17 protein-coding genes are annotated in these 20,624 nt (G+C 68.2%); 12 read left to right on the top strand and 5 right to left on the bottom strand.

The window, feature by feature from the left end; genetic code table 11:
• Both ACWCSV_RS33555 and ACWCSV_RS33550 read right to left on the bottom strand, forming a co-directional pair.
• A partial coding sequence (locus ACWCSV_RS33555) for a methylmalonyl-CoA mutase family protein (RefSeq protein ID WP_451148863.1) occupies positions 1-272 on the bottom strand: 272 nt, incomplete at its 3' end.
• Entirely contained in the window at positions 269-2,080 is a 1,812-nt protein-coding gene (locus ACWCSV_RS33550) for a methylmalonyl-CoA mutase family protein (RefSeq protein ID WP_451148861.1), read from the bottom strand. The genes ACWCSV_RS33550 and ACWCSV_RS33555, both read right to left, overlap by 4 nt.
• Before the next feature lie 724 nt (positions 2,081-2,804).
• Between ACWCSV_RS33550 and ACWCSV_RS33545 the strand changes: the two genes are divergently transcribed.
• The 10 genes from ACWCSV_RS33545 to ACWCSV_RS33500 all read left to right on the top strand — a co-directional run bounded on the left by ACWCSV_RS33545 (position 2,805) and on the right by ACWCSV_RS33500 (position 15,327).
• Complete coding sequence (locus tag ACWCSV_RS33545) at positions 2,805-3,182, top strand: cupin domain-containing protein (RefSeq protein ID WP_451148859.1); 378 nt, start codon at positions 2,805-2,807, stop codon at positions 3,180-3,182.
• Positions 3,179-4,372, top strand: a complete 1,194-nt coding sequence (locus ACWCSV_RS33540; RefSeq protein WP_451148857.1) for a CaiB/BaiF CoA transferase family protein — start codon at positions 3,179-3,181, stop codon at positions 4,370-4,372. The genes ACWCSV_RS33545 and ACWCSV_RS33540 overlap by 4 nt, the downstream gene beginning before the upstream one ends.
• A 109-nt stretch (positions 4,373-4,481) precedes the next feature.
• Positions 4,482-4,976, top strand: a complete 495-nt coding sequence (locus ACWCSV_RS33535; protein WP_451148855.1) for a flavin reductase family protein — start codon at positions 4,482-4,484, stop codon at positions 4,974-4,976.
• A 138-nt stretch (positions 4,977-5,114) separates the two neighbouring features.
• Positions 5,115-7,385 (top strand): CocE/NonD family hydrolase, encoded by a 2,271-nt coding sequence (locus tag ACWCSV_RS33530; RefSeq protein WP_451148853.1) that lies wholly within the window; start codon positions 5,115-5,117, stop codon positions 7,383-7,385.
• Positions 7,386-7,496: 111 nt separating this feature from the next.
• On the top strand, positions 7,497-8,744 hold the full coding sequence (locus ACWCSV_RS33525; protein ID WP_451148851.1) for an acyl-CoA dehydrogenase family protein: 1,248 nt from the start codon (positions 7,497-7,499) through the stop codon (positions 8,742-8,744).
• Entirely contained in the window at positions 8,741-9,904 is a 1,164-nt protein-coding gene (locus ACWCSV_RS33520; protein ID WP_451148849.1) for a quinone oxidoreductase family protein, read from the top strand. Before ACWCSV_RS33525 ends, ACWCSV_RS33520 begins: the two co-directional genes overlap by 4 nt.
• Positions 9,901-11,532 carry a bifunctional 3-(3-hydroxy-phenyl)propionate/3-hydroxycinnamic acid hydroxylase MhpA gene (mhpA, locus tag ACWCSV_RS33515; RefSeq protein ID WP_451148847.1) on the top strand — a complete coding sequence of 544 codons (1,632 nt, stop codon included), beginning with the start codon at positions 9,901-9,903 and terminating at the stop codon, positions 11,530-11,532. The genes ACWCSV_RS33520 and mhpA overlap by 4 nt, the downstream gene beginning before the upstream one ends.
• Before the next feature lie 218 nt (positions 11,533-11,750).
• On the top strand, positions 11,751-12,986 hold the full coding sequence (locus tag ACWCSV_RS33510) for an MFS transporter (RefSeq protein WP_451148845.1): 1,236 nt from the start codon (positions 11,751-11,753) through the stop codon (positions 12,984-12,986).
• Positions 12,987-13,080: 94 nt separating this feature from the next.
• Complete coding sequence (locus tag ACWCSV_RS33505; protein ID WP_451148843.1) at positions 13,081-14,211, top strand: DUF3500 domain-containing protein; 1,131 nt, start codon at positions 13,081-13,083, stop codon at positions 14,209-14,211.
• Positions 14,212-14,475: 264 nt separating this feature from the next.
• Positions 14,476-15,327, top strand: coding sequence for a fumarylacetoacetate hydrolase family protein (locus ACWCSV_RS33500; RefSeq protein ID WP_451148841.1), 852 nt, complete (start codon positions 14,476-14,478; stop codon positions 15,325-15,327).
• A gap of 244 nt (positions 15,328-15,571) precedes the next feature.
• On the opposite strand, the gene ACWCSV_RS33495 is transcribed toward ACWCSV_RS33500, so the two are convergent.
• The 3 genes from ACWCSV_RS33495 to ACWCSV_RS33485 all read right to left on the bottom strand — a co-directional run bounded on the left by ACWCSV_RS33495 (position 15,572) and on the right by ACWCSV_RS33485 (position 17,981).
• The gene (locus ACWCSV_RS33495) at positions 15,572-16,135 is read right to left on the bottom strand and encodes an N-acetyltransferase family protein (protein WP_451148865.1); all 564 of its coding nucleotides are present in this window, start codon (positions 16,133-16,135) and stop codon (positions 15,572-15,574) included.
• A gap of 403 nt (positions 16,136-16,538) precedes the next feature.
• Positions 16,539-17,237, bottom strand: coding sequence for a hypothetical protein (locus tag ACWCSV_RS33490; protein ID WP_451148839.1), 699 nt, complete (start codon positions 17,235-17,237; stop codon positions 16,539-16,541).
• Between the two features lie 222 nt (positions 17,238-17,459).
• Positions 17,460-17,981 carry a nuclear transport factor 2 family protein gene (locus ACWCSV_RS33485; protein WP_451148837.1) on the bottom strand — a complete coding sequence of 174 codons (522 nt, stop codon included), beginning with the start codon at positions 17,979-17,981 and terminating at the stop codon, positions 17,460-17,462.
• Positions 17,982-18,894: 913 nt separating this feature from the next.
• Between ACWCSV_RS33485 and ACWCSV_RS33480 the strand changes: the two genes are divergently transcribed.
• Together ACWCSV_RS33480 and ACWCSV_RS33475 are read left to right on the top strand one after the other, a co-directional pair.
• On the top strand, positions 18,895-20,166 hold the full coding sequence (locus tag ACWCSV_RS33480) for an acyl-CoA dehydrogenase family protein (RefSeq protein WP_451148835.1): 1,272 nt from the start codon (positions 18,895-18,897) through the stop codon (positions 20,164-20,166).
• Between the two features lie 248 nt (positions 20,167-20,414).
• On the top strand, positions 20,415-20,624 hold a 210-nt coding region (locus ACWCSV_RS33475; protein WP_451148833.1), incomplete at its 3' end, for a hypothetical protein.

The following is a 20,624-nucleotide window of genomic DNA, read 5'->3' as shown; positions in this document are numbered from 1 at the left end:
CCGGCGTACTGACGGATCGTCCACGGCTGGTTGACGTACATCGTCGGGTACGGACCCCGCAGGTACGGGGCGATACCCGGGAAGGTGTCGAGGAAATCGACGCCCTCCAGATCGGCCTCCGTGTACAGCGGCTTGACCGTGATGCCCTCGGGAGTCTCCCAGAGTTGCGCCACTCCGCCGTCCATCGTCTTCATGGCTGTGCGCCAATCCTCGAGGCTCCCTCCGACAGACGGTGGCCCGAGTTCGACCCGGGAGAAGTCGGGGATGTTCATGAGAGCACTCCCATGCGGTCGAGGACGGCGGACAGAACGGCGATCAGGTCACAGCCGTCGAAGACGTAGGCGTCGACAGCTGGGTCCGAGCCGGGGCGTCCGGCCAGGAACACGTGGTCGGCGCCCTCGGATGTCAGTTCCGCGGCGAGCCGCCCCGCCTGCTGCTGGTAGAGCGCGTCACTGGAGCACAGGCAGGCGTACGTGGTGCCGCTCTCGACGAAGGCCCCCTCGGTGACGCACTCGATGCCCCCGGCCTGAAAGGCGTTGACGGCAAAGGCGAGTCCGGGAGTGTACTCGGCGACGGTTCCGACCGCTGCCAGGAAAATGCGGGGCCGCCGACCGGTGGCCTCGAGGTGTGCGTCCGAGCGTGCGCGAAGCGCCTCGAACGGTTCGTCCCTCCGGACGCGGGGCAAACCCCTCGCCGCAGCCCGGGGTGCCGGCGAGCGGACAACGGGCTTCTCGGCGAGATGCGGAAATTCGCTGACGCCGGTGATCGGCTCCCGCCGCGTGGCGATGCTCGCCTCGCGGGCGGACCACGTCTCGGCGAGCAGCGCACCGATCATGCCGGAGCGAAGGGCGCTCTGCTGCCCTCCGGCACTTTCGATGCTCTGGAAGAAGGCCCAACCGGCCCGCGCCATCTGGTCGGTGAGCTGTTCCAAGTACCACGAACCTCCGGCAGGGTCGATCACCCGGGAGAGGTGCGACTCCTCCATGAGGATCGTGGAGGTGTTGCGGGCGATTCGGCGGGAGAATGCGTCCGGCACGCCGATCGCGTCGTCGAAGGGCAGAACGGTGACCGCGTCCGCTCCGCCGACACCGGCGGCCAGGGCCGCGACGGTCGTCCTCAGCATGTTCGCCCACGGGTCCCGGCGCGCCATCATCACCGACGAGGTCACCACGTGTTGCAGCTGGCCCCCTACATCCGGAGCACCACACACCTGAGTCACTCGCGCCCACAACCGTCGCGCCGCGCGCAGCTTGGCGATGGTCAGAAACTGATCGGCGGTGGCCGAGAACCGGAACTCCATCTGCGCGCAAGCCCGTTCGATTCCCAGTCCCGCACGGTTCAGTTCACGCAGATACGCGGTGCCGGTCGCCAGAGCGCATCCGAGCTCCTGCGCGGCGGAGCCGCCGGCCTCGTGGTAGGGAGTCGCGTCCACGGTGAGTGCACGCATCCCGGGGTACCGGTCCGCGCAGAGATGGGCGAGACCGGCAACCCCGCCGAAGTCGAGCGCTTCACCCGTGCGGGCCTCGTGGCCCAGGGGATCCGCGCCGAGATTGCCCCGGACATCCGCCCTCGCGACTCCCCGTTCGTCGTGGAGTCGGAGCAACTCCAAGGCTGTCGACTCCACTTCGCCACCCGCGTCCAAGGTGATCGGAGCCAGGTCGAGATGCACACCGCTCAGAACCCGGTCCAGCGCCGTCACCGGAATGCCGTAGGGACCGATGGTCAGCCAGAGAGAAGTGACGCCGTTCTCCAGATCGGTCAGGATCGCGTCGCCGTCCGACGTCGCGAACCGCTGTCGGACGTCCCAGCCTCCGGCGGCATTCCCCTCGGCCCGCCCTCCCCGAACGAACGGCGCGAAGCCGGGCAGACCGGCATCGGGCGCCGCGTCCGCCGCCGTGTACAGAGGGCGGGTGACGATCCCGTCCTCCAGCACGGTGGACAGGTCGCCCTCTCCCCCGGCTCCCTCGGCCGTCCGACCGGTTCTGCTCAGCACTCCCTGAACGAGGGCGTGCCACTGCTCGCGCGAGGCAACCGGGAAGTCGGCGGCGAGTGGAAGGGCGTCGCCGGGCAGGGCATTCATGAAGTCCCCAACAGTGTCGTCGTGGCGGATGTGACGCGGCGGGTGAGTGCGGGAGCGGTGCGAGAGGACCCGTCAGCTCGGCCGCGGCAGCCCGGATCCCGGACGGCAGCCCTCCGGCCGGCCGTGGAACGGGGATCGATCCACCGCGCGTAGCTGCCACGCGCCCGGTACAGAAGGGCGACCGGACCGAGAGTTCGCACATGGGGAGTACGGCTGCGGCGGCCGGCCGACAGGAGGTGCGGCCATGTTCAGCATCATAGAAGTCACTCAACAAGTGTCAACACTTTGCACCGACGTCGACCGCGTCCCACTGTCATCCGTAGCAATCCGAACGCACTGTGCAGCATCCATCGCGGCACCTAGGTGCGTTACCCAGCACGTCACCCAGGTACGTTCCCGCCGCGTCGGACCCGCCCAAGCCAATCAAAGAACCCGGCGCCTTAATGTTGACATTTTCTGAGCGGCTCCCGTTAAGTTGCTCCGGAACGGAAGGACTGCCGAGGCCACCGACGACCGGATGGCTCGGCCGGGCTTCCCGCACCAGCGCGTACGCCCTGCGGTTCACCCGCATCGAGCCGCTGCCCGGAATGCGCCACGGTGCCTGCTTGCAGGTTGCCTACGGGCCGTCCCGGCGCTCCGGCCTCCCCGCCTCCCGACTCCGTGGCACGCTCCCGCCACCGCAAGCGATCCCCCTGCCGACTCAGCCAGAATCGAGTGCACGAACATGTCGATAGAGATCGCCCCGCTCAAGCTGGGGCAACGCTTCCAGCCTGCCGGCCATCACGGTGTCGGGCCCGTCCAGCTCTTCGGCGGCGAGCACTACGCCGGTGCCGTGACGGTGGTCCTCTCGCACTACCTGCCCGGCGGACGGGCGGACCTGTCCCCCGTGGCGACGGAGACCCTCTATGTGGTCCTCACCGGAACCCTCTCCCTGGCGGAGGCCGGCGGCGAAACCGACACTCTGCACGCGCTCGACGGCGCGCGGCTCACGGCGGGCACGGTACGGAGCGTCGAGAACCGCACCAACCTTCCCGCGAGCATGCTGGTCATCCGGCCGAATCCGGCCGCCGAGCAGGCGAGTGTGCAGGAGGTCCGGTCATGACCGGACCTCTCGACGGACTGCTCGTCATCGACCTCACCCGCGCGCTCGCAGGTCCGCACGCCTCGATGATGCTTGCCGATCTCGGTGCACGGGTGATCAAGGTCGAGAGCCCCGCAGGGGACGACACCCGCTCCTGGGGACCGCCGTTCGTCGATGCCGATGACGGCTCATCCGTATCGACGTACTTCCTGTCCTGCAACCGGAACAAGGAGTCGATCACTCTCGATCTGAAGGGCGACGAGGACACCCGCCTGCTCTCGCGCCTCATCGAGCGGGCCGACGTCCTGCTTGAGAACTACAAACCTGGCGCCTTGAGGCGGCTCGGCTTCGGCACCGAGCGGCTGATGGAGCTCAACCCCCGCCTGGTGGTGCTGTCGATCAGTGGATTCGGACACGACGGGCCCGAATCCCACCGCGCCGGGTACGACCAGATCGCACAGGGCGAAGCCGGACTGATGTCGGTCACGGGTCCGGACCCGGCTCATCCGCAGCGGGTCGGCGTTCCCATAGCGGATCTGCTGGCCGGCATGAACGGGGCGTTCGGCGTCCTGGCCGCGCTGCGCGAGCGGGATCGAACGGGCCGGGGTCAGATCATCCGCACTTCTCTCCTCGCCTCCGTCGTGGCAGCTCACGCGTTCCAGGGCACTCGCTGGACCGTGGCGGGTGAGGTCGGCGCGGCGCAGGGCAACCATCACCCGGCCATCGCCCCTTACGGCCTGTTCCGTTGTGCGGGTGGCAGTGTCCAGATCGCGTGTGGGAACGACGCCATGTGGAAGCGCCTCTGTGCCGCTTTCGACATCGTCGCCGACGAGACGCGGTTCGGGAGCAACTCGGGACGCGTCGCGCATCGCGATGAGCTGACCTCACTTCTCGAGTCGGTGTTCGGGCAGTTCGAGCCCGACACGCTCCTGCACCGACTCGCCGACGCCGGAGTGCCGGCCGGCCGGGTACGAGCTCTCGACGAGGTCTACGACTGGGAACAGACGCGCTCGCAGCGGCTCCTCGTCGATGTCGAGCACCGGACACTGGGAAAGATCTCCCTGCCGGGGTCGGCCCTGCGCACCTTCGACGTCGACCCCACGGGTGCCGAGACCGAGACCACCCGGGTCGATCATGCGGCTCCGCCCGTCCTCGACGCCGACGCCGAATCCATTCGCCGCTGGTTGGACACCCCCCGGCCGCAGGCGTGAAACAGGGAGTCACAGCACCGTGTCGCACTACGTCCGGCGGATCCGGGCGAACACGTCCGCACCGAACCGGGAGACCTGTTCAGGATGCCTGCCGGACAAGGAGGATGAAGTGAGAGGTATTGAGCCGGTGACCGCCGCAGACCAACTGCGACGGGCCTTCGGGTGCTTTCCGTCCGGGGTCGCCGCAGTGTGCGCCCGCTACGAGGGCAAGCCCTTGGGGCTGGCCGCGAGCTCGTTCACGTCCGTTTCCCTGGACCCCCCGATGGTCTCGATGTGCATCCAGCACTCCTCCACCACGTGGCCCAAGTTGCGGGAACAGCCCCGGCTCGGGCTGAGTGTCCTGGCCGAGGGGCAGGACGAGATCTGCGCGCGTCTGGCAAGCAAGTTGGGTGATCGCTTCGCGGGCACCGAGTGGTTCGCCTCGGACGACGGAAGCATCTTCGTGGACGGCGCCACACTCTGGCTCGACTGCACCGTCCGCGAGGAAGTGCCCTGCGGCGACCACGACATCGTGCTGCTGGAGATCCACGGACTCAGCGCGACCCCGGACGCTCCCCCACTGGTGTTCCACGGCAGCCGGTTCCGGCGACTTGCCAGCGTCTGACGACCGCCAAGGCCTGTCCTCGCCGCCACGCCACGGGAGATGAATCCGTCGGGCGGAAGGAGGCAGCCGGGCCCGCCGGCGCCCCGCCACAACACGACCCACGATCTCGTCGTGCCTCGACCTCGAAAGCGGAGAACCATGCTGCGCAAAGGAAAGTTCGCGGGGCCCGTCGTGGGGCTGCGGTTCGAAACCCCCACGTGCTGCGGCTTCACGGACCATGAAGGAACCTTCGACTTCCGGGACGGCGAGGTCGTGCTGTTCTCCGTCGGTTCGGTTCCACTCGGAGCGGCCCGCGGTGCGGAGAGGCTCACCGTGGCCGACATCGTCGCCAGGGTCGACGGCAGCATCGACAAGCTGGCCGATCCGGGGCTGACGAACATCGCGCGCTTCCTCCAGACACTCAATCTCAACGACAGTCCGGACGAAGGTATTCGGCTGACTCCTGAGGTGCACGACCTGGTCGGAAGCCGTGCCGTCGACTTCCGCTACGGGCTCGTCTCTCTCCCCGGCGGCCCGGCAGATCCCGTCCGGGCCTTCACGGAGGACCTGACCGTCAACGCATTGGTGGACGCCTTCAACCGGGCGAGAGGGTCCACCGGCAGGACGCCCCGCAAGCTCTCCTCACCTGCCGCCGCCCGCAACGAGATCCGCCGCAACATCCTCGGGATCCGCCGCTACCGGGATGTCAGGATTCCTTTGCGGCAAGGTTCCTACGTCTCTGCCGACATCTATCGTCCGGACAGCGCCGAGCCCGTACCCGTCGTCATGAACTGCGGTGTCCACGGCAGTGCCTTCGTCCACCACTCCATCTCCGACGACGTGGCCGCCGAGCAGCACGAAGAGATGGAAGAGCGCTACTTTCTCGGAAATCAGGACGGGTACGAGTACGAGAACCACGAAAGCATCAACACCGCGGCGTGGATTCCGCGTGGTTACGCTCTCGTGCGCGTCGACAGTCCCGGAGCCGGCAAGAGCCCCGGGACGCTGGGAATCTGGGGAATCGAAGAGGCCGAGGCCTACTACGACGCGATCGAATGGGCCGCTGCACAGCCCTGGTCGAACGGCAACATCGGCCTGTGGGGAATGTCGTACCACGCGGTGAACCAGCACGCGGTGGCAAGCCTCCGCCCTCCCGGTCTCAAGGCCATGATCGCGATCGGCACGGATACCGACCTCTACGAGGAGGTCATGTACACCGGGGGAATTCTCAACGAGGAGTTCTTCCCCGGGTGGTTCGAGAACGGAATCGTGCCGGCGATCTGCGGCGAGGTCGAGGCGAAGGACTTCCTGGAGATCGCCAGGTCCCATCCCTTCAAGGATTCGGACCCCTCCATGATCTTCGGTCCCCGGTCCGAGGTGTTGATGAGTCCTGATCTGGGCGAGGTGGCGATCCCGTTGTGGACGGTTGCCGCGACGACGCACCCCGGACACTTCCATCAGCTCGGCAGCAGCGAGACCTTCCTGAACACTCCTACGCCGAACAAGAAGATCGACTTCTGGGAGGACTGGTTCCTGAAGTCCTACTCCGCTGCCGCCGTCGAGGACCATGTGGCCTTCTTCGACCACTGGCTCAAGGGCGTCGACAACGGAATCATGGACAAGCCCCCCGTCCGCCTGGAGATCCGGACCGGACGCGGCTGCTCCTACGTACAGGAGGAGTACGAGTGGCCTGCGCTGCGCACGCAGTACGTCCGCTGGTACCTCGACGCCTGGTCGTCCGACCAGGAAGGCCTTCTGCCCTGTGACGACGTCCTGCGTCTCGCGCGCGTGGTGTCCGGCGTCGACCGGTCGGTGACCTACTCCGCCGAGGTGGACCCTTCCGCGCCCCGGACGTCCTCGGACACGGGTGACAGCGCTCCGCCCAGTGCGCCCTGTTCCCCCGGCGCCACATTCCTCAGCGACCCCGTGGAAGAGGACACGGTCCTCGCCGGATACGGCAAGGCGGTGCTGTGGATCTCCAGTACGAGCGAGGACATGGACATCTACGTGTCCGTGCGAGTCCTGGACGAAGAGAATCGTGAGATCGATTTCTGCGGACCGGCACTGATTCCCGGCGGATCCGCGCGCTTCCAGCCCTTGGCCAAGGGCTGGCTGAAGGCTTCGCACCGCACGCTGGACCTCGAACGATCCACCGCCTTCCGGCCGAAGCACACGCACCTGCGCGACGATCACGCACCGCTGAAGAGCGACGAGATCGTTCCCGTAGAGGTGGAGATCGTCCCCACCACCGGTCTGGTGCGCAGAGGTCACCGCATTCGCATCGACATTCAGCCGTACACCGGCGCCGGACACGGTCTGCGGCACGCCTATGACGCCTCCTACCACGACGGAGCGCAGAACACGATTCACACCGGGCCGAGGCACCCGAGCTACGTACAACTGCCGGTGCTGCCGGCGCGGTGGTCATGAAAGGAGGAGCGCCGGTGCGGAAGTCCGGACCGTCCCTTCCACCGTCGACGGACGGCGTCGATCGTCGACATGAGCCGGTGGAACGCCAAGATCGCTGAGAGGGCCATGACCATGAGCAGCAACGTTTGCGGGCGTCAGCCGGGCGCCCAGCAGATGCTCGACCGGGTGACGGAGCTGAGGCCGTGGCTGCGCGAGCAGCAGCCGGTGGCCGAGCGGCAGCGCCGCATTCCGCAGGACACCGTCGAACGCCTCGCCGAGGCCGGTGTCTTCGGTGTGACCATCCCCGCCCGCTACGGAGGCGCCGACTTCACCACGCGGGAACTGTACGACCTCTTCCGTGCCCTCGGGGCGGGTTGTGGTGCGACCTCATGGGTCGTCTGGGCGGCCGCCGGGGGAAACCTGTGGAGCTTCGCCTTCCCCGACGACGTCCTCGCGCCGGTGTACGGGGCGCCGTGGACCGGAAACCGCACCTTCGCCCTGGGCGGCACGAGCCGCCGGATGTCGGGAACCGCCCGACGGGTCGAGGGCGGCTGGATGATCGACGGTAGGTGGCCCTTCGCCACGGGCAGTGTGCACGCGTCGCACGGATACCTGGCCGTCTTCTACGACGACACCGATGACACGAAGGTCGGGATGGCCCTCGTCCCGAAGGAGTCGCTCGTCGCACTGGACGACTGGGACGCGACGGGTCTGGCCGCGACTGGCAGCCAGACCGTCATGACCGACGGCGAACTCTTCGTACCCGACGAGCGGTTCAGTACTCCCACCCTGCTCGCTTCACGGATCGACGAGCAGGCGGAGCAGGGCCGTGGGCCGCGGCGCGGTGGGCTCGTCCGTTCCCTCGTGACCGGCACCGGGACCGCGCTGGGCATGGCCGACCATGCTCTGGAGACATTTCTCGGGGCGGTCGGCAAGCGGACCATCCCGTACTCCCCCTACGCGAACCAGTCCGTCGCACCCCTCACGCGTCTCACCGTGGGCAGGGCCCACAGCCGGATCCGGGCGGCGGGCCTGGTCGCGGAGGCCGCCGCCGCTGCCCTGGACCGGTGTGACCGTGAGGCGGTGGACCCCACCGAGCGTGAGGTTCTCCAATTCCACTCGGACGCGGCGTACGTCTGGGACGCGTGCGCCTCCGCGGTCGAGATGCTCCTCCACGCCTCCGGAGCGTCCGCGATCACCAGGCGCCAGCCGCTCCAGTTGATCGCCCGGAACTGCCGGGCCGGCAGTCTGCACGCGGCCCTCACCGTCGACACCTGGATGGAGAACATGGGACGGGCGCTGTGCGGTGTCGACTCCGGACCGATGTCCACGAGCGTGCTCGAACGCCGGTCCTCGTCGGCCGAAGCCGGGAGGCGATGAGGGTGCCGACCAACAGGAATGCCCAGTCTGGTGGGCCCGGCCCGGCATCCGGCCGGTCGAGGGCGGAGAGTGACGCGATCCGGGCAGCGGTCGTCGACGCTCCAGGACGTGAACCCCGGCTCGGTTCCATCGTCTGGGGACCGCGCGGTGCCGGAACCACCTCGGTGGAAGTGATCGCGACGCCGCTGAATCCGCTCGATCTCCTCATCGCCTCAGGGACGTTCCACTCCGTCCGCCACGAGCACCCGTACGTGCCGGGCAGCGAGTGCGTAGGAATCGTGCTCGAATCCGACAGGTACGCGTCCGGCACCTGGGTCCATGCCGAGTGCCACGCCTCCCCGGACACGCCGGGCAGCTTCGCCACTCGGGTCCGCGTCGCCGACGAGGACGTACTCCCCCTGCCCGCGGGCCTCGACCCCGTCCTGGCGGCAGCCGTCGGAAACTCGGGTACCGCCGCGGTCATTCCCCTGCTCGAAACGGCCGGACTCCAGTCCGGCGAGACGGTGTTGGTACTCGGAGCCACCGGCGCGGTCGGGCGGATGGCGGTCCAGGTGGCACGCCGGGGTGGAGCGAGCAGGGTGATCGGCGTGGCCCGCGATCAGGCCGCACTGGACGATCTGCTCGCCCTCGGCGCCGACGCGGTCGTCGGTCTGCGTACCGATGAGGGCACGGACGATTTGGCGGCCCGGCTGTTGGAGGCGGCCGGCGGGCCGGTGGACGTCGTCCTGGACGGCGTGTACGGACTTCCGCTGGAGGCGGCCCTGCGGATCTGTGCGCCGCGGGCACGCGTGGTGAACATCGGCAACCCGGCCGGCGCGACCGCGCGGATACCGGCCGGCCTGCTCCGGGGGAAGCAACTGGTCCTTTCGGGGTTCGCCGGCCTGCACACCCCGCTGCGTGACAAAAGGGGGGCCTTGGCCTGGCTGTGGACCGCTCTCGCCCGCGACGAGTTGCGGGTGGACGTGCGGTGCTTCTCCCTCGACGAGCTCCCGAAGGCGTGGAGGGCGCAGGCCACGTCGCCGCACGCGAAGTGCGTCGTTCTGCCTACAGGTCTGCGTCCTGCAACCACCACCCCGAAGCCGCCCGGGCCATCGCCCTCATCCGACGCCACGCCCTCGGCACGCACTGCCGTTGGTCACGGAAAGGAGCCGAACTCGTGACGACGCCACCGAAACCAGCCCAGGACACACCCCTCCCCCGGTCGGCCGACTGTGTCGTCGTCGGCGGCGGGCCCGTCGGTCTGCTCACCGCGGTCTTCCTCGGACAGGCCGGTCTGCGGGTGTGCGTCGTGGAGCGCTGGCCCGAGCGGTACCCGCTGCCCCGGGCCTGCACCATCGACCACGAAGCGCTCAGGATTCTCCAGGCGGCGGGGCTCATGGGTGGTCACGCCACTCTGTTCGAACCGTCCCAGGGCGAACGCGGTGGCTACGAGTTCCGCAACGGCAAGGACGAACTCCTGCAGGCCATCGACTGGAACAGGACCGCTGAGTCGGGCTGGGCCAACACCAACGGCTTCTACCAGCCCGACCTCGAAGCGGCCCTGGAGGAACTCGCGGTCGCGACGCCCGGAGTGAGTGTCCATCGAGGCTGGACCTTTCTGTCACTCACGCAGGAACACGAGAGTGTGACCGTCCGGGTGGCTCCCACCGACGAGGCGGACGAGGCACAGGACGTCCGGGCCCAGTGGCTGGTCGGCGCGGACGGGGCCAACAGCTCCGTCCGTACCCGACTGGGCATCGGCGTGGGGGACTCGGGCTTCGAAGCCGACTGGCTGGTGGTGGACTACCAGCCGACGGTGGAGGAGACATGGAGCGCCTTCGTCACCCAGTACTGCGATCCCGCCCAGCCGGCGACCGCCGTCAACAGCGGACCGGGACGGCGACGGTTCGAGTTCATGCGCCGTGCCGACACAACGGTCCAGGAGCTGAATCAGGACACCACCGCCTGGCGGCTCATGGCCCCCTGGGGGGTGACTCCGGAGACAGCCCGGCTGGAGCGGCACGCCGTCTACACGTTCCGGGGGCGTTGGGCTCTCACCTGGCGCAGGGGGAACGCCTTCCTGGCGGGTGACGCCGCCCACCTGATGCCGCCCTTCCTGGGGCAGGGGCTCTGCGCGGGCCTGCGGGACGCCAGGGCCCTCAGTTGGCGGCTGGCGATGCTGCACCGAGGCCTGGCGACTCCGTCCGTCCTGGACACGTACGGACCTGAACGCGGCGGGCACGTCCGGGAGATCATCGACGAGGCGGTGGCGGCCGGCCGCGTCATCTGTGAGATCGACCCCGACCGGGCAGCCGTCCGCGACGCCGGGATGCGAGCTCGGTTCCACGATCCGCGGGCCGCCACCCGCCAGCCTCCGCACCCCCGACTGGGCGAGCCGTCGCTGACCGTGGCGGGCCGAGGGGCCGAAGGACGGCTGGCGCCTCAGGGACGGATCCGGTTCGCCGGCCGGGAAGGACTCTTCGACGACCTCGTCGGAGGCGGCTGGCAGTTGATCAGCCGGGTCGGGGACCCGGCTGGGTCGCTGAGCGAGGAGGAGCTCTCGTGGTTCCGGGAGATCGGTGGCGTGGTCGCCGACGTGTCGGAACGAGGTGCGGTGGAGGACCTCGAAGGCCACTACGCGCGCTGGTTCGACGATCACGCGTGTGAGGCTCTTCTCGCCCGGCCGGACTTCTACGTGTTCGCGGCCGGTGAGCACTCCGGCATTCCCGGCTTCGTCTCGCACCTGCGCCGTGCTCTCCAGCCGGCTGTGGGACAGCCCCAGTGGCGAAGATCCCCCGGCGCTCGTTAGACCTCTCGTCCGGATCACCGCCGGTCTGCGCGCCCTCGTGTCGCACCTCGCTGCGTCGTCGCCGGTCGGCGACGTTCCGTCGCACGGTGCGAGGCACGGGGCCCCGCTCCCCGACCAGCCAGATCCGAGCGAAAGACCCCAGCGCGACGAAAGCCGTCGAACACGCTCACCGTCCCAGGACGGGACCGTTCGCCGAGAAGACCGAAGGAGGCGTCCACATGGCCGTGGAAGAACCCGTAATGCTCGCCGCGCCGACGGAGACACCGTCCCGGGACACGGGGGGATGGAGCACCACCGCGGCATCAGCCGTCGGTCTCGCCTGTGGTCCCAGTGTGCTGACGGTCATGGCGTTCGGTGGGTTCATCAAACCGCTCGACCGGGAGTTCGGCTGGGGTGTACCCGCCATCGGTCTGGGCGCCTCCCTCCTCAGCGTCACGATCATGGTCATCTCGCCTCTGCAGGGCCTTCTGGTCGACCGATGGGGAGGTCGCCGGCTCGTCCTGTACAGCTCCCCGGTCTTCGCCCTGTCGCTCATGGCGATGTACTTCCTGCCGGACAGCCTGTTCGTGTTCTACCTGGCGTGGATCGTCATCCCGCTGTGCGGTCTGGGCCTCTGGCCCGTCTCCTATCTCCGTCTCACGGCGGGCTGGTTCGACAGGAGACTCGGTCTGGCCCTGGGGATCGCCAACTCCGGGATCGGGGTCGGGACCGTGATCGTCCCGATCCTCACCACCGTACTGATCGGGGCGTTCGGCTGGCGCGCGGCGTTTCTCGGCCTCGGGGCGATGGCACTCATCGCGTTCCCGGTGGCGTTCTTCTTCCTCTCCGAGCCGACCTCGCGCGCCTCGGGAGTGCGGACCGACGGTGACACCCTCAGGACGGCACTCAGGAGGCGGTCGTTCGTCCTCGTACTGAGCGCCTTCCTCCTGCTCGGGATGGTCGGTTCCACCGTCATCGTCCACCAGATCCCGCTGCTGTTGGACGCCGGCGTCGCGGAGAGCATCGCCGGCCTGGTACCGGTCGCACTCGGGATCGCGCTGATCGTGGCGAGGGTGGCCACGGGATGGCTGCTGGACCGTTTCCCGGTGTCCCGGGTCATGTCCGCCTACCTCGTCGGCGGCATCGTCTCGGTCCTGCTGTTCGCGTCGGGGCCGAACGCGGTGACGGCAGTACTGGCGTCCGCGTTGGCCGGGCTGTTGATCGGCGCCGAGTTCGACGTCCTCAGCTACCTCATTCCCCGGTACTTCGGACGCCGGTCCTTCGGCAAGATCTACGGCATCGTCTTCGCCGTCTTCCAGATCGGAGCGGCCGTCGCCGCCTCCGCGGCGAGCGTGAGCAGGGAGAGCTACGGCTCCTACACTCCCGCGATGCTCACGTTGGCCGGTCTGTGCGCCGTCTGCTGCGTTCTGTTCCTCAGCCTCGGGCCGTACCGGCACGAGGAGTCCTCCGGGTGAGTCCACCGCTCGGACGGACGCGAGCATCCCGTTCCGCTGCTGCGGACGGCACGGCGAATGACCTTCTCGACCGACACGAAAGGCATGAATCGACATGGCGGCAATGCGGCGCCCGCACGGCGACGATGAACTTCCCGACGCACATCTGCCCAGGGCGGGCGGCTCGTTCGATGCGACTGCTGTCACCTTCGCCGCGATGGGACTGTTCGACGGCCTGAGCGCGGAACAACGGGCGAAGTCACTGTTGCCGCAAGCTGATCCGAACCGGACACACTGGAACTTCCTTCCCGAGTCGGGTCGGCACGGCGTCCAGCTCGGCGAGCTCGATCGCCACCAGGAGACACTGGCGCACCGCCTGATCGCCGAGTCGATGTCGATTCCGGCCTACGCCCGCGTGGTTCAGGTGATGGCCAACGAACATGTGCTCCGGGAGCTCAACCTGCCGCTGTTCGGCCACATCGCCGCCACGTTTCGCGATGCCCGCGGCTACTTCCTCACCTTCTTCGGCCAGCCGCAACCGGACACCACGTGGGGCTGGCGGCTGGTCGGTCACCATTTGTCGATCAACATCACCGTCGTCGACGGCGACCTCGTGAACGCGACCCCTTTCCTGCTCGGGGCCGAGCCCGCCCGCTTCGGACCTTTCAGGATCCTCGGTGAGGAGGAGGACGCCGCTTTCGTCGTGCTGGACAGCCTCACCGATTCCCAGAAGCAGCAGGCGATCATCCACGACAAACCGCCGGCGGACTTCGTCACCCGCACGGTCGCGACCGTCGGCGAGGTGGAGTATCCCGCCCACCACGGGGTGGGCCGCCGGGACGCGATGATCACCGATGTCGACCGCAAGGCCCTGGCCTACTTCCGCGACCATCCCCGTGGCGTCCGTGTGGGCGACCTCTCAGGCACCCAGCGCGGTCACTTCGACGACCTGCTGGCCCGGTTCGTGGAGCGTTCGCGTCCCGGTTTGGTGAGCTTCGAGATGGACCGCATCGCGGAGGCCGGAGGGGTCGAGGAGCTGCGCTTCGCGTGGGCCGGCGGTACCTCCCTCGACCGGCCGCACTACTTCCGGATCCAGGGGCCGGTGACCCTGGTCGAATTCGACAACGCCGAGGACAACGCCAATCACGTGCACAGCGTGTGGCGCGACCCGTCCAATGACTTCGGTGCGGACCTCCTGATGCGTCACCACCTCGAACACGACCACCAGGGCTCGAAGGACCAGTGATGCGGTTCGGAAACCGTGGCCGCGCCTGTGGTGCGCCGCAGAGCGGAATCCCCGGCGCCAGGACCTGTACGAGCAGACGGCGGTCTTCGCGTTCGCGACACGGCCGGGCCCGCCGAGGCACACACCGGGACTCCGTTTCCCGGTGCGTTTTCAGCTGAAGAGCATCCGGTCTGCGTGCCGTCCAGGCACCTCCGGCGGAGCAGGACCAACGACTCCGTTCCCTCGGGCCGGACGTACCCGTAGGAACCCAAGAAAGGGCAACACATGAGAATCGTGGGCATCAAGCGACCCGGCAGCAGCCTTGGTACAGAGGTCGCGGCGCTGGCCGAACACGGCGAACAAGTCGTCGTCATCGCTCCGCTCGCGGAATTCTGGGCTGATCCGACGGGGTATCTCTCGCGACCGCCGACCGGTCCGAAGCTCTCACTCACCGAGGTCGAACGGGTTCCGCCGGTACTCCCCGAAGCTCGCGTCTTCTGCATCGGGCTCAACTACTCGCAGCACGCGGCGGAGGGAAGTTTCCGGGACCAGGAGCTGCCCCCCTATCCCTCGCTCTTCGCCAGGTGGACCCAGTCGCTGACCGTGGACGGCGCGGAGGTCCCCGTACCGTCCAACGAGGACGGGCTCGACTGGGAGGGTGAGGTCGTTGCCTGGGTCGGAGCGACGCTCGTGGACGCCTCTCCCGAGGAGGCCGCGGAGTCCGTCCTCGGGTACTCCGCCTTCAACGACCTGACCGCCCGCAAGGCGCAGAAGCTCACCTCGCAGTGGTCGCTGGGGAAGAACGGGGACCGCTCCGGCCCGCTCGGACCGATCGTTCCGGCAGCGGAAGTCGGCGATCTCAAGAGCGGTCTGCGGTTGCGGACACGGGTCAATGGCGAGACGGTCCAGGACGCCACCACCGACCAGATGATCTACGGGGTCGGGGAGACGCTGTCCCTGATCTCTCACACGCTGACACTGCGCCCCGGGGACCTTCTCGCGACGGGCACGCCGGCGGGAGTCGGCTACGCGCGTACCCCTCCGCGGCTCCTGCAGCCGGGTGACACGGTCGAGGTGGAGATCGAGCGCCTGGGCGTGCTGCGCAACGTCGTGGTGGGCAACGACGCCCGCTCGTGAACACGACGGCCCGGCCGGGATAGGTCGGCACACGGCGGACCGACCGTCGGGCAGGTGCGCGGTGAAGGCTGCACACGGACGGACGCCGCTCCGAAGTGACGAGGAGCGGCGTCGTGACGAGTTCCAGCGGCGAGTCGTCCCTGGTCGGCTCCGGACCTCGCTGTGCAGAGCCATGTTCGACAACGCCGCGACGGCCTGCCACCTCGCCCACGGCTCATCGCTCGGACTCAGAGCCTGGTCGATGTCAGCCTTGCCGGCGGCAGTCCAGCATGTAGAGGACCTTGTCGAAGCGGCGTTCGCCGACGGCGACGAAGTCGGGCAGACGTCCGTATTCGGTGAAGCCCAGCGACCGGTAGAGGTGCAGTGCATTGGAGTTGTCGCCGCGGGCGTCCAGGGTGAGGACCTCGATACCCGCCTCCCGGGCGTCAGCGATCAGGGCAGCCGTCAGCGCCCTGCCGACACCACGACCGTGGGCAGCAGCATCTACCGCGATCTTCTCCAGGTCGGCGTGTGGCCGATGGGTCGGTCGGCCGTAGCGGAGCCAGTACCCCAACCCGACAAGCCGACGGTCGAGGTAAGCGGCCCGCAGTGCCGCATCCCCGGTCTGCGCCGCGGCCACGACGTGGCCGAGAAGTCTCTCCACCTCATCCCGCGAGGGCGGTTCGACCCAGCCAAGCGCGGCACCTCCGCCGACCAGGTCGGCCAGGATCTGGTGGGCCGACTCGGCGAACCGAACCTCCAGCTCCGGATCGGAAGTCGTCTCCACGGCGTCAAGAATGGCGAGTTCCGTGGTCACACCGCTGGTCATGGCCGGAGTCATGACCATCAGCCTAAGGGCCGGCCGTGTCCCCAGCCTCACGGGTCAGTACACCCGGCCATTCTGCTGTGCGGTGGAGTGACGGCCGGGCCGAGGAGTGGAAGAACGACGGTCGCGATCCTGTCGGCGTCGGCACACGTCATCGCCGATCAAGATCTGGACGCGACGACATCGGCGATCACCCAGGAAGCGGGGACTCCGGCGGGACAGAGCGCGAAGGCATGCGGTCGGCTCCACGATCGGGACGACCAGGAGCGACATCGCCTTGCAGAGGAAGAGCCGGGTGGCGGAGCACCGACTGCTGCCCCGCCGCCCGGCTACTGGCCACGACGGCCCCTCGATGTCGCCCGTCGCCCCGCCGGGTGATCCCGGCGGCGATTGTCAGGTCGACCGTTCAGGAGCGAGCCGCCGCGGCTGCGACGATCCAGTAGTTCCTGAACTCGACGGCGAAGTGCCGGAGGTGGTGCTCCAGGACGTCCTCCGGGCAAGTGGTGGGCAGGTAGACCGTCAGGCGTGCGGTGAAGCCGTCATCGGTGTCACCGAACTGAATCAGGACGCGCCCCACGACCGTGCCGTCGGAGAGGAAGAGGTTCGTCGCCTTCTTGTACGGGAACTCCGCTTCCGGTTGCCGCTCGTCCGCGTCGGAAGCCCATGCCATGGCCTCGGCGGACCAGCTCCCCAGGTAGAAGGAGCAGACGTGCGGTCCGACGTTCTCCACCACGTGGACGGATCCGTCGGCCTGGCCGACCATCACGTAGTGCTCCGGCTGTGCTTCGAGGAGTACGTTCTCGTCGGCGAAGGCCGTGTCCATCCAGTCCACGAATGCGCCGGCGGTGGAACCCCGCGCCGCGAGAACCGTCGTGCCACCGGTGAAGGCGCCCTCGGACGCGCGCGCATGCTCCCGCAGAAGGGCGTTGCCCCTGTCGATGTCTTCGGACAGCAGGTCGAGGAGGCCCTGACGCCCCAGCCTTGCCCTGAAGCGGTTCACCGCGCGGCGCGCATAGAACAACTCGAAGTCGTCGATGCTCCCGCCACCCGTCGGTCCCGAGACGAGCGTCACGGCAGCGGACTCGTCGATCTGTCTCACGGTCATGTTCCAAGCTCCATCGGTATGCGGATCTCGATTTCTCCTTCACGACTGCGTCCGGAGAGACGCGTGTTCATGGAGAGATCTGCTGGCTCCTCGCCGCCGAGCGGTCCACGCCACGCCGACCGAGGATCACTGCCGACGACCCATCGCGGCCTCGCCCCACAGGCGGGCATGGATTCGACGTCGGTGATTCCGGGAAACCGGGGCAAAGGCCGGTGCCCCCGCCTACTTGCCCTGGATCGCGTTGAGGAAGAGGACTTTCCCCGCCTCGGCGTGCTCGCGCAGGACGTTCGTCTGCATGTCGGGGTGGTGCTCGGCGTTCGGCTCGGGCACCAGGGGGTTTCCGGACCAGGACATCAGCCGGCAGACACGGTGCCGAATGAGCCACCCCCGCTCGGTCCGGACGAGCTCGTCGTCGTACCAGCCCGTCCCCTGCCACGCGGGGCCGCCTTCGGCGCCTTCGCGTACCAGGAGCCAGTTCCCGTAGCTGAACGCGTGGGCCTTGTCTCCGTCGACGTGCACCAGGTGCCCCATCATCGTGTGCTGATGACGGTCCAGGCTCTCGTGGAACTCGGCGAAGGAGCGCTTGAACGTGGCGAGCCCGTGCCAAGCCGCGCCCGCCGGCCCGAATTCAGCCGTCACGTCCTCCGTGAAGGCTCGGTCGAACAGGTCCCACTGGTGTGCGTCGAGCGCCAGGCCGTAGAGATTCAGAACCTCGATAATGGCAGCCTTGTCGTGATCAACCATGGTTTCGCTCCAGATCCTTCGTATCACCAGCGGGCTTCTCTCAGCAGCCGCTGCGAACTTGTCGACGGCAGTGCGGATCGCACCAGCGTCGGGGCACGACCGGCATGTGCGAGACAGCGCCGAGTCGTCGTGTCGGCAACGCACTCCCGATCGCGTTCTCCGCGTCACGGAGAAGGGACACAGCCTGCGATGCGACTCGCACCGGAACGCTTCTACGGCATCACCGGTCGGCGTCCGCCGCCCCTCCACCGGCTCCGGCCGACGAGGGGGCGACGGCATGAGCACCATCATTGAGAGACCCGGAAGAACTGTCAACACTTATGACATCGAACGCCGTTGGGCATCGTTTCGCATACGAGCACCGGTGGCATCGACAGCACCCAGATCGCACCACCCCTCCCCCTTCCATCCCTGCCCCACCTGGACAAGACTCGATCAGCAACGACCCGCGAGGGCGCGTCGCCAACCAGACGCGCGTGCGACCAACCACAGGAACGCGACACAAGAACGAGAAAACTCCTGAACTAAATGTTGACACTTTCCTGCAGCCGCTTCTACGGTGCGCTTCAGGGTCAACGTTCCGCCGACCCAGCGGCGTGGCGCGTCCGAGCCGCTGTCCACCACCACGACCGAACTCACGATTCGCCGTATCGCGTTCCCGGCTCCGCTCCCGCACGACTCCCCCGCGACAAGCGGGTGCCGGCACCGCGATCGGCGACCTCGACAGGGCCGCTCGGCTTCCCACCCACGCGTACGAGCTCTCGATCTCGGCCCGAACCCGGATCGGGGGGCACGTTCTATCGGGCGGTCCCCGCCCAACGTTCCGCGTCGACAGCACGGGTGTGGAGCCGCGAGTCCGCGGCAGCACGGCCGGGGACCACCCACAAGAACACCGAACACAGGAGTGACGACGATGGCTGCGACTCACGACGGCTCGGAAGAGCTGAGGACGATCCTCGAGAAGGTACGGAAGCTGGGGCCGACTCTGCGGGAGCGTGCGCTCTCGGCGGAGCGAGCCGGCCGGCTGTCCGACGAGACCATCGCCGACCTGGACGCCACCGGCGCCTTCGACATCGGCAGTCCCGCGGAGTTCGGCGGCTACGAGCTGAGCGTGCGGCAGCAGTTGGACGTCGTCTCCGAGGTCTCCTCGTGGGACGGGTCGTGCGGGTGGAGTGTGTGGGTGGGCGCCTCGACGAACTGGATTCCGGCCGGTTCGGGCGCCCGTGTCGTCGAGGAGGTCTACGGCCCTTCCTGGGTCGGTCCCAGGGTCGCCGCATCGAGCCACTTCCCGGCCTCCCGGGGGCGCGCGAAGCGGGTCGAGGGTGGCTGGGCCGTCTCCGGGGGGCCTTGGACGTTCGGCAGCGATTCGCTCTGGGCGCCGTTCACCAACCTCGGCTGCATAGCGGACGACGGCGAAGGCCCGTACCTGGTGGGCGTTCAGGTCCCGCGTGACGAACTCCGCTTCCTCGACGACTGGCAGGTCGCGGGCATGCGTGCCACCGGCAGCGTCTCCTGCACGCTCGCCGGAGATCAGCTCTTCGTGCCGGAGCACCGCGGCGTCGACTTCCGTCACGTCGTCGGCGGGAACCTCGACAGCGGCCTCAAGGGAGCTCTCTGGAAGGTGCCTTCGCTGGGCTGGGCGTTCAGCCTCATGGCGGGGATGTCGATCGGCCTCGCGCAAGGAGTACTGGACAGGTTCCTCGAACGCGCTGCCGGCCGGCCCATTCGCGGCACCACGTACAAGAATCAACTCGAAGCGCCGCTGACCCATTTGATGCTCACGGAAGTTCATTCCAAGCTCCGCTCCGCGACCTTGATGGCCCGAGCCAACGCCGATGAGACCGACCGTTTGGGAGCCCTCGCCGCCGCCGGCACACCGGCCGATCCGGAGTACGTGCAGATGTTCAGCGCCCGGGTCCTCGCCGAAACGGCCTACGCGGCCAAGTGGTGCGCGGAGGCGATCGAACTGCTCCAGCGCAATTCCGGCTCGACCGCGATCATGGAGAGCGAACCCATCCAGCGGGCCTGGCGCGACGCGCGTGTCATCACGCTGCACGGGGCGCTCAACCTCGAAGCGCTCTCCGAGAACTACGGACGGCTGATGGCCGGAGTGCAACCGCACAAGTTCGAGGGGATCACCACCTTGGACCGCTTCGCACCGACCGCTCCGGGCAAAACCCCCTGAGACATCGGCGATACGGTCCGCGTGGAGTCCGCTCCCTGGCGCCGGCGCACTCCACGCGGCGCACCCAGCACCACAGACGCGCTCCCTCTACATCCCACCAAGAGGGTTGTCAAACCCGACGGTGCACGCAATGCTGTCGAAGGGTCACCCAATGTGACCTCTGGTTCTCGAAGTGTGGAGCACCTGCGGCCGAAGCGGCTGTTCGCGACATGGTCTCCCATTCGAGCCCGCGTCGCGAAAGGGCTCCCATGAACGATCGGCCCCGCCAACCACTCCGCACGGCCGTAAGCACGTTGGCCGCGCTCCTGCTCGCTTTCACCTCCGCCCTGCTGGCGGCACCCATCGCCCACGCCGACCCCGTGGTCATGGTCTGCACGGGCACCGGACTCCAGACGTACTCCCCCGGCATCACCCTCACCACCCGGCAGACGGAGGTCACCAACACCTCCGACCTCACC

The sequence above is a fragment of the Streptomyces sp. NPDC001770 genome, assembly GCF_053596135.1.
Note: the sequence above shows the minus strand (reverse complement) of the source record. Positions and strands in the feature narration are given on the sequence as shown.